This window comes from Nitrospirae bacterium CG2_30_53_67 (assembly GCA_001873285.1).
GTDB lineage: Bacteria > CG2-30-53-67 > CG2-30-53-67 > CG2-30-53-67 > CG2-30-53-67 > CG2-30-53-67.
The window spans coordinates 1-9,380 of record MNYV01000171.1; the positions used below are offsets into that span (position 1 = coordinate 1).

Here is a 9,380-nt window from a genome sequence, read left to right on the forward strand (position 1 = left end):
TCGTTTTCACTCTTGCAGGCGACGGAACAACTGTGACACCCGACGCAGTGTCTGAGATCAATCACCATCGCATAACGGGTCCTCCGCTTCTCATCACCGGATGAGGCATTCTGAGAGGGTTTATCGGGCATAAATTCCTCCTTCGAGATGAAACGACATCCATAATCCTTGGAGTGGCTGCAACCTTAATTATTTATTTGGGAAGGGCTTGAGAAGACGGATGCGCCGCCATGGCATCAAAGCAATGGCGAACCTTCTTTAAACAATATGATTTTCCACCCCCCAGGAAATCACGCATCTAAAAATATTCGCATCATAGCATGTTTTTCCATCATGTCAATATTTTTTTAAAGGGCGGCCCATTTAAAAAATGTTTTGACACGGGAAAGGTTATTTGCTATAAAAAGTTTAAAAAAAGAGGAACTGAATTACGGTGGGGGGTGAATTCATGTATGAGTTATTATCCGTTTTTAAAATAGTTTTCTATGCCTTGTTGATGGTTTCGATTCTGTTGATCATGAGCATTTTCTTACTCAGTATCTTAAACGACGACATGGCATTCAGTCCGGAAACCATCGAGGTCAAGAAAGGGAGACTATTAAATATCTTTTTAAAACTCTGCTTGTGCGGTGTGACCATGGCGGGTTACGTTGTCATGATGGTAGAAATCCGTTAAACCCCGTTACAACCGTTGGAAATTTCATCATAGGCAAAGTCAAAATCGATCAGTTCGTCAACCTTCCTCAGCGGATGGTTCTTACGGACTCGCTTATCAATGTTGATGTCAACATAGAACAAACTGCTCTGCGGTGGTTGCTGCACTCCCATCATGGCTCTCGACTCCTCTCGTCATGATTAATTGTGCAGTATAATAGCATGATTCAACGCTTCGAGCTATATGATTTGGGCAACAGCCCGTGTAGGCGCGACCCTGGCAGCGCACGTTCCATATCGCACTCCTCCTCTGAAAACGACTGTTTTCTGCAAAGCAAGGATACGAGTGATGAAGGCGATCGATTTTCGAGTTCGTCAGGTTGCCTGTTCTGTGTTATATCGATTGTACGAATAGGCTTCTGCGGTGTGAGAACTAGTTGCGAAGGATCTTGAACCGGCAGCCGGTCATCACCGCGTGTTCTAATGGTGAAGAAAAATGTTTGTCCTTCTTTCTCCACATCCATGACCTCATGGCCCAAGCGGTTACAGATGTGTTCAATCTCCCAAGGCATCTCGATATCGCTGCTCCGTAGAATAAGAAGCCGGCCTGGCGGCATACGGTCTATCAGCGCTCGTATAAGAAATGCTTTGGGCGCCATCAAGGGAGCTACAAGGTCAATCTCCGGAATCAACAGATGCTGCTTCTTCACAATTCTGACATTGCAGCAAAGCTTTCTTAAACCTTCTTTTAAGAAGGCGGACCGCACAATACCCCCTTCCAACCGTCTGCGCTCCATAGGGAGCTGGACAGAATGGCTCAGCATCAGAGGATTACTGAGACTCAAGCGATTTTGCGCCAAGACTACTCGGCATCGGCCTAGTTGTAAACAAACGCGCTAAACCCCTCGATTCCCAATTCGCCCGCCCCCGTAATTTGTTCAGTCAGATCAATCTTGAAGACCATCAAACAAAAAGATTGATCTTGGCGTCGCTTGCGATATCAAGATAGCTCGCCGCGCCCACAAACTCACACCCATCGATGAAATCACTTTGATGAAAACCGAAGAGTTCCATGGTCATCTGGCAGGCCAGCAACTTGACCCCGGCTTCCATACACAGGCTTCTGAGCTGTTCGATGGTGGCAACGCCGTTGTTGGCGATGGTCTTTTTCATCAGGACGGTAGCCAAGCTCTCATATCCAGGAATATTGGCCTGAACAATATTCGGGATGTTCCAGCTGATATTCCGGAACCACTTTGGTCCCATAGGCATCTTCATGGGCATGGCCGGGTTGCCCAAGGGGCTGACAGTGGCTGTGATCTTTTTCTTGAGCAGGGTCAGACCATAAAAGGTAAAGAAGATGCTGACCTCGTAGTCGAGAGCGGCGGCCGTAGACGCGAGGATAAAGGGGGGGTAGGCCCAGTCCAACGTTCCTTTTGTTGATATGATTGTCATTTTTGTTCCCATAACTCTACTCCTTTCCTGTGGGCTGAAACGGTTTTCATCAGCCCTGTTAGTAAATCCATCCCTCTCTTTGATAGGTTTTGTTTTGGTACATCCAATAAAACACAAGTAAGAACAGCATGAGGCCCGACAAGCTGTAACAGATGATAGTCAGGTTTAAAGGTATCAATATCAAAGATGTCACAACTTCTATGAGTATAAGCACCAATAGCATCTTCACGATCGCTTCTCTCGATAAAATAGAGCATATAAGCGCTCCAAGGGGGGCTCCCACCACCACGACCGGAACAGAAGCTATCCAATAGCCTCGGACATTGTCTGTAACTCCTTGAAGGATAAATTGGTATATGAAAACTCCCACGATGGCATTTGTAGCCATTAGGACAACATTTGTAATATTAGGAACCAAGAGAGGGGAAAATGCAAAGGCGCCGCAGGTAATCCCGATCACTCCGCCTGAGCTTGCCCATAGCAGAACCCGCCTTTCGACCGGTATCCCGCCTATGAAAATAAGAAGCGATGCTGCCGACATGCCGATGCTCTGGATGAGAAGGGCGAAAACCTTTGCGTCATAAGGCGGTATGTGTAGGAGCTTTGTGAACACAGGAAACGAAACGGCGGCGCCCCCTTCAGCGGTTCCGCCGGCTATAATGGACCCAAAGACCATTGTTATGGTTACTTCCCAATTGTCGAACAAACATGAAAGTAATTTATCCCGGCCCACTGCCACCAGCAAAAGCACCCAAGTGTATAACACAACAAGAACAGGGAGTTTAGAATGTAATTTATGCGGCGAGTTCATTTCCGGGCCTTTCAAATGATCCACTTGGGAAAGCTAACGGACACACCCCTACGTTACGCATTTTAAAATACGAGCGGCAATAGCCGATACGTGTTCTTCCGATAGATAACATATTGTTCCCCGAAAGCCTCAAGCAGCGCCCGTTCTTCGATTGTTATGCGATAAAGGTACAAAGGAAGAGCAAGAAAGATGAAAGCGAGGATTCCAAAAGTACTTTGTAAGAAAATAAGGAGTCCAAGAAACCCGAGGATCAAACCCGTGTAGCTGGGATGTCGTATGACGCTGTATATCCCATGGGTGACTAATTGATGCTTTTCCGTAATTTGCACCTTTGTTAAATGCAAGTAGCTGTGGATTCCATACAAAGCTTTGAGGAACGCGGGTTACCATAATGAAAGCCGATTCGAACAAGAAAACAGATAGAATGACCCGATATATGGGTTGAGATAATGCCGTTTGATAACGAGGAAAAGAGAGTTGACGATAGAATCCTATTTTGCTTGACTGCATTGTGAGCCCCCCCCTACTCACTCACATCAATGGGAATAAGAGCAAGCTGTTAAGTTAATCTGGCCTTCTTAAGAACAATCTCAGTCCTGTCCACCAGCACATGAATTCTACGGATGCATCAGAGCCCTACAAGACGGCCTGTGAAACCGATTGCATGCAAGCGGACTAATAGTTGATAAGAGGATGTTTTCTCTGGATCGTATGCGACAAGCAGGAGCCTGTCTTGACTTGGATTGAATCTCGGAGCGATCACTCCGGCCTCCTGCCGGAGTTGCTGTTCAAGTTTAGCCCGGTATTCAGGATGAACAGCATGGTCAAGGTAAATCATTATGTCGGCTAAATTCACTTTGAGCGCTCCTTTCAAGTTAATATCGGGTTCAACAATTCTGAATATTAAAGTATAGCCCCGAATGGCAAAGGAATTCGGCTCCTTCTGGTCACAATATCGCAAGCTATACAATTTTCTCTTGTGGGCCGGAGAGAACATCCCTTGCATTCAGAGACAAGAAGAATGGCTTGATCGAGCTCGTCTCTCAGTTGCATATATTCCTTTATCTTTTGGTCCATGAGATCCCTTTCTTTCATGAGCTGTTCTAAGACCAAACCGTAGGCATCGTTCCCGGTTTGATGCTCTTTGCGAATCCGGTAGAGTGTTTTTATCTCTTTGAGAGGCATCCCTAAGCTTGTTAGTTTTTGAATAAACGAGACCTTGTCGACCACATCAGGGCTGAAGAGATAAAAACCACCAAGACTTCTTTCGCATGCTTGAATAAAACCCTCCTCAAGATAATATCTCACGGTTCTAATAGTTGTCCCCGCTCTACGTGCAACGTTTCCTATTTGAAGGCGTTTCTTAGTGTCCATAAGTGCTACCATAGATGCATATATACATTAACGTTATTGTACTGTCAAGTCTTTTTTTATGTTTTTTGTATCTAAACCATACTTAATTTTATGAGGTGACTTAAAAAGAGTATTGATCCTCAGAGATTTCTATAAGAAACATTCAACTGATCGTAATAAAAAAAAAGAGACCCGAAATTGAACCTCCGGGTCTCTTTTTTTGTTAATTTGTTTGTGAATGATCCTAATGGAGGAATGTCTCCGGTTCTCTGTATTCATGGCACGTTTTGCACGTGGTTTTTGCAGCATCCTTCCCGACCTTCCACTCATGCGGCTTATGACAGATGATGCATTCCATACCGACCATATTGATATGGAGGTCGTGTTTGCCGACTTTCTGGATCTCCCGGTGGCACTTGAAGCAGTCGGACTGCTCGGGCTTGACCTGGGTATGAGGTTTATGACAGGTATAGCATTCAAAAGACATCGGGGCCCCTTGAGGGAATTTGATCCCTAACGTCGAGGCCTTCTGCACCATATTCGGATCAGGGATGAAGTGTTTGGTATCCACGGTCTTGGGGGCCAGGGCGATCCTTGATCGGGTTTCTGCGTCCCCATGGCAGGTCAGACATTTTTCCCTGTTCGGCCGGATATCCTTGGTTTTGTCCGTATGGCAGGCCAGGCAGGCCAGTCCTTCCATACCGAGGCCATGGACCTCCTTGCCTTCATGACATTTCAAACAGAACCTGTCGCTGGGAAGGAACTCATGAAGGCCCGCCTTGTTCTCTTTGAGGTATCCATGACATTTGGAGCATTCAATCTGTTCAATGAATACATGTTTTGCATGTCCAGGGGATTTTGAAATATTCGGCGCGCTTTCAAATCCTTTTTCTGTCTCCCAGTGACACTTGAAACAGAATTTCCAAGGGACAATGATCTTCCCGTGCCTTGCCTCAACGGCCGTGGGTTTCTTCAAGAGGGTCATCAGGAGCATCCTGTTCTGTTCCCGGGGTGTTGCGTAATGGCATTCATGGCAGGTGACGCGGCTGTGGACGCTCTTCTCCCATGCATTGTAGGCGGTCTGCATCAGGTGGCAGCTGACACAGAATTTGGGATTATTTTCTGTAAAATCGTGAACATGATAGGCTATGGTCCCGCCCCCGGCAAAGATGACCAGGAGCAGAAGAATAATAATCAGGCGCCCCTTCAAAGATATCTTTTCCTTAAAAATATTCATTGATCCCCCCTCAGAGATGATGAACAAAAACAATGAAGATGATACCGAAATTATTCGAAATATTATATTATACTAATATTCAAATCAAGCGAAAAATAAAGAGGTCCGGCATTTTTTCTTAAATTTAAAAATCCAAAGATTTTTCATCAGTTATAGAAAAGACTTGAAGTTTTATTTAACGGTTATATAATCTCATCCATCAAGAAAAAATGGTTTTCTTCCTGACAAAACCCCGAACTGGAAAAAGGTGACCGGAGAAAAATGATGGATGACCGTAGAACAAACCTTCCCATCAAGCAGTGGCCTGAAGAGGAACGCCCAAGGGAAAGACTGCATCAATATGGAGCGGAATCCTTGTCTGATGCCCAGCTCATGGCCATTCTCCTGGGAACCGGGGATGCCGGCAGAAGCGCTGTGGGTGTGGCCGTGGATCTTCTCAGCCGGTACCGGGATCTCAGGGAAATGAGCACGGCAGGGGTTTCGGAGATTTGCAGGGTTCCGGGGATCGGCAAGGCCAAGGCCGCCCGCCTTCTTGCGGCCATGGAACTGGGGAAAAGGATCCAGGCATTTCCCTTGAAAGAGGGAGATCTGATTCGGGGAAGCCGTGACGTTTTTGAGTCCTGTCATCCCTATCTCAGAGACCTGAAAAAAGAGGTTTTTCGGGTGGTGCTGTTGAATGGGAAGAACAGGGTCATACGCACCCTGACCATATCGGAGGGGAGCCTGACCGCCTGTCTCGTGCATCCCAGAGAGGTTTTTGCGCCGGCCATTCGCGAATCCTCGGCTTCGGTCCTCCTGATCCACAATCATCCGAGCGGGGACCCGACTCCGAGCCCCGAGGATATCGAAATGAACAAGAGACTCGTTCAGGCCGGTGAACTCATCGGGATCAAGGTCCTGGACCACCTGGTGATCGGAGACGGAAGGTATCTCAGTTTCGTGGACCAAGGGCTGATGACCGCAGGGTGAAAACATCAGGGGTCAAGGGTTCAAGGATTCCAGGGGTCAAGTGAACCCCGTTAGAGGTTGTCCTCTAACGGGGTGAAGTGCTCAAACACTACAAGGAGTTAAAGGAAGGGCCCCAGTCTTATCAATTATGATTGGAGATTTACAAAATAACAAAAAGATTTCCTGGAGAAGAAAGATAGTGATATCGAGGAGGTTGAGCGGATGCTCAAGGCACTGATCAAATCACTGGAAAACAAACACTTGACCCCTTGAACTCTGGAATCCTCGAACCCTTCTTAATAAACATGAAAGAAAAAAATATAGGTGACGGTCATAGAAAAGGCGGGTTTACAACACTATCAGGATGCCTACAGTTTTGAGCTGCAGGAGAAACTTCGTGAGCAAGGGGTCATGGATTCTGCGAAAAGGGACAGAAGCGCCTATGTGGCCGGTCTGAAGTCCATCTTTCAAGAGGGAAGGGAAGGCATCAAGCGGATCCACCTCTCCGGCGCGGCCGGGACCGAAGTGGTCTACCGGATGACGGCATGGACCGATGTATTGTTAAGAGAGCTTTTTGATTCGGCAAAAAAACTTTCCGGAATAAAAGATGCCCGCTGTTCGCTCCTGGCCATAGGGGGCTACGGCAGGGGCGAGTTAAATCCCTTCTCCGATCTGGATGTGATGTTTCTGACCGTCAAAGAGCCTGATCCGTTCGGCCGGACCTTGTCTGAAAACTGTTTATATCTCATGTGGGATTTGAAACTCGACATCGGACACAGCATGCGGAGCATCCAGGACTGTGTGACCTCGGCGGCATCGGATATCCGGGCGAAGACCTCCCTGATCGAGTCCAGGTTCATCGCGGGGAATCCGGATATCTATGGTCTTTTTTTGAAGGAGTCCCGAGGAAAAATTCTGAACAGGGATTCCGAGGCCTACCTGAGGACCAAGCTGTCGGACGTGAATGAACGCTGCAAGAAGTACGGAGGCTCACTCTATATGAAAGAGCCTCACATCAAGGAGGGGGTGGGAGGACTCCGTGATATCCATACGGCTTTCTGGATTGCCAGGGTCAAATACGGCGTCGGCTCCTTTAGTGAATTGAAAGAAAAGCGGGTGATCTCTGAAAGGGAAGAAAGGATTCTTCATCATTCGCTGGAATTCCTCTGGAAAGTTAGAAATCATCTCCATTTTATAAGCGGGAGGCGGAACGACCTTTTGACCATGGATATGCAGGAGGAGATGGCTCCCTTTTTTAGGTACAAGGATTTTAAACACTATCTGGCCGTGGAACGTTTCATGAGGGCATACTATCTTCAGACGAGAAATATCCGGTATTTCACAAGCCTCCTGATGAACCGATGTGCATCCTCCAGGAAGCGGAAGATGTTTCCAGGGATCTCTTTCCGAAAGAAAGAGATCGCGGAAGGGGTGACCCTGGTCGGGAACACCCTCTGCGTTCCGGACGGCCGGCAGGACGATTTCCGCCGGGAACCGGAACGGCTGATGCGGATCTTTTCCCTTTCTCAACGCTTCGGCGTTCTGCTGGCGGATGCCACCCAGCAGATGATCCTCTCTTCACTCAGCCTGGTGAATCATGACTTCCGCAGTTCCGCGCCTGTCCGGGATTTATTTCTCAAGATTCTGAGAGGGGAACAGAGGGTCGTGAGCACACTACGACAGATGCATGAACTGCGTTTTCTGGGAAGGTACATCCCGGAGTTCGGAGCCCTGACCGCGCTGGTCCAGCATGATCTCTACCACACCTATACGGTGGATGAACATACGCTTTTTGCCATGGAGAAACTCGAAGGTCTTCGGGGGAGCCCGTATCCCGGCAATCGTTTCTATTCCCGGCTCTTCATGGAGGTTCGGAAACCGGAGATCCTGTACCTTTCACTCCTCCTGCACGATATCGGCAAGGCCGTGGGTCCTGGTCACGTCCGGAAAGGGAGCCAGGCGATTCCTGCCGTAGCCCGCCGGATGGGCCTTTCCGAAGAAGACGCCGGCGCCATTGAATTCATGGTCAGGAATCATCTCCTCTTGGGACACCTCTCGCAGCGGCGGGATATCCATGATCCGAAACTGATCGGCCGTCTCTCCCGGCTGGTCGGCGACCAGGAACATCTCAGGATGCTGACGCTGGTTACCTATTGCGACACCAGTGCCGTCGGTCCCGGGGTCTGGAACGACTGGAAGGATACGCTCCTGCAGGAGCTTTTTCAAAGGACACGGGAACAGCTTCTTTCAGGCGCTGAACGGGCCATGGAGGTCGGGGCGGTATCTTCCCTTGAGAAAATCAAGAGCCGCATCCGTGAGGAAGGGAAAGCGATCTTCGGAGAAGAAATCGAGCATATCCTCGCGACGCTTCCGGACCGTTATTTTCTCTCTACCCCTCATTTCAGAGTGATGAAGCATCTATCCATGCTGAGGAGAATGGAGGATGATGGGTTTATTGCGGAGTGGACCCATTATGCCTCTCGGGGATATACGGAACTGAATGTCTGCACCTATGACACGGATACCCCCGGGCTTTTCTCAAGGATTGCAGGTGTGCTCGCCTCACGAGGACTCAATATTCTGGGGGCAAGTATTTTTACAAGCCGGGAGGGTAGGGTGATCGATTCCATTCAGGTGGAGCTCCCCGAAGAACATAAACGGATGGATCATGATTTTTGGGAAGAGATCGCACGGACCATGCGTTCTGTCGCACAGAGGACCAGCCAGGTCCATGAGATCCTGGCGGCGCATCAACCCCCATGGTATTTGAGGAAAAAGAAGAAGCACAAGATCACCCCTCGTGTTCTGTTTGACAATACGGTTTCCGACAAATACACCGTAATCGATGTCTATGCCGAGGATCGTATCGGCCTTCTTTATCAAATCACCTCTTGTCTGGCCGATCAGGGGGTTTATATCCAC

10 protein-coding genes are annotated in these 9,380 nt (G+C 48.3%); 3 read left to right on the top strand and 7 right to left on the bottom strand.

The genetic code is table 11. The features are described 5' to 3' along the window. Positions 1–448 precede the first annotated feature (448 nt). Positions 449–676, top strand: a complete 228-nt coding sequence (locus AUK29_10610; protein ID OIP61124.1) for a hypothetical protein — start codon at positions 449–451, stop codon at positions 674–676. Between the two features lie 205 nt (positions 677–881). On the opposite strand, the gene AUK29_10615 is transcribed toward AUK29_10610, so the two are convergent. The 7 genes from AUK29_10615 to AUK29_10645 all read right to left on the bottom strand — a co-directional run bounded on the left by AUK29_10615 (position 882) and on the right by AUK29_10645 (position 5,510). After that, positions 882–1,436, bottom strand: coding sequence for a hypothetical protein (locus AUK29_10615; protein OIP61125.1), 555 nt, complete (start codon positions 1,434–1,436; stop codon positions 882–884). Positions 1,437–1,617: 181 nt separating this feature from the next. After that, entirely contained in the window at positions 1,618–2,121 is a 504-nt protein-coding gene (locus AUK29_10620; GenBank protein OIP61126.1) for an NADH dehydrogenase, read from the bottom strand. Between the two features lie 46 nt (positions 2,122–2,167). After that, complete coding sequence (locus AUK29_10625; protein OIP61127.1) at positions 2,168–2,920, bottom strand: hypothetical protein; 753 nt, start codon at positions 2,918–2,920, stop codon at positions 2,168–2,170. A gap of 62 nt (positions 2,921–2,982) precedes the next feature. After that, a complete protein-coding gene (locus AUK29_10630) occupies positions 2,983–3,264 on the bottom strand; it encodes a hypothetical protein (protein OIP61128.1) in 282 nt (93 codons plus the stop codon). A 284-nt stretch (positions 3,265–3,548) separates the two neighbouring features. After that, positions 3,549–3,776 carry a hypothetical protein gene (locus AUK29_10635; GenBank protein OIP61129.1) on the bottom strand — a complete coding sequence of 76 codons (228 nt, stop codon included), beginning with the start codon at positions 3,774–3,776 and terminating at the stop codon, positions 3,549–3,551. 47 nt (positions 3,777–3,823) lie between these two features. Continuing rightward, positions 3,824–4,294, bottom strand: coding sequence for a hypothetical protein (locus AUK29_10640; GenBank protein ID OIP61130.1), 471 nt, complete (start codon positions 4,292–4,294; stop codon positions 3,824–3,826). Positions 4,295–4,517: 223 nt separating this feature from the next. Further along, a complete protein-coding gene (locus AUK29_10645) occupies positions 4,518–5,510 on the bottom strand; it encodes a hypothetical protein (GenBank protein ID OIP61131.1) in 993 nt (330 codons plus the stop codon). A 264-nt stretch (positions 5,511–5,774) separates the two neighbouring features. Here AUK29_10645 and AUK29_10650 point away from each other — a divergent pair, with 264 nt between their 5' ends. Both AUK29_10650 and AUK29_10655 read left to right on the top strand, forming a co-directional pair. After that, on the top strand, positions 5,775–6,479 hold the full coding sequence (locus AUK29_10650) for a hypothetical protein (GenBank protein ID OIP61132.1): 705 nt from the start codon (positions 5,775–5,777) through the stop codon (positions 6,477–6,479). A gap of 303 nt (positions 6,480–6,782) precedes the next feature. Then, a partial coding sequence (locus tag AUK29_10655; GenBank protein ID OIP61133.1) for a [protein-PII] uridylyltransferase occupies positions 6,783–9,380 on the top strand: 2,598 nt, incomplete at its 3' end.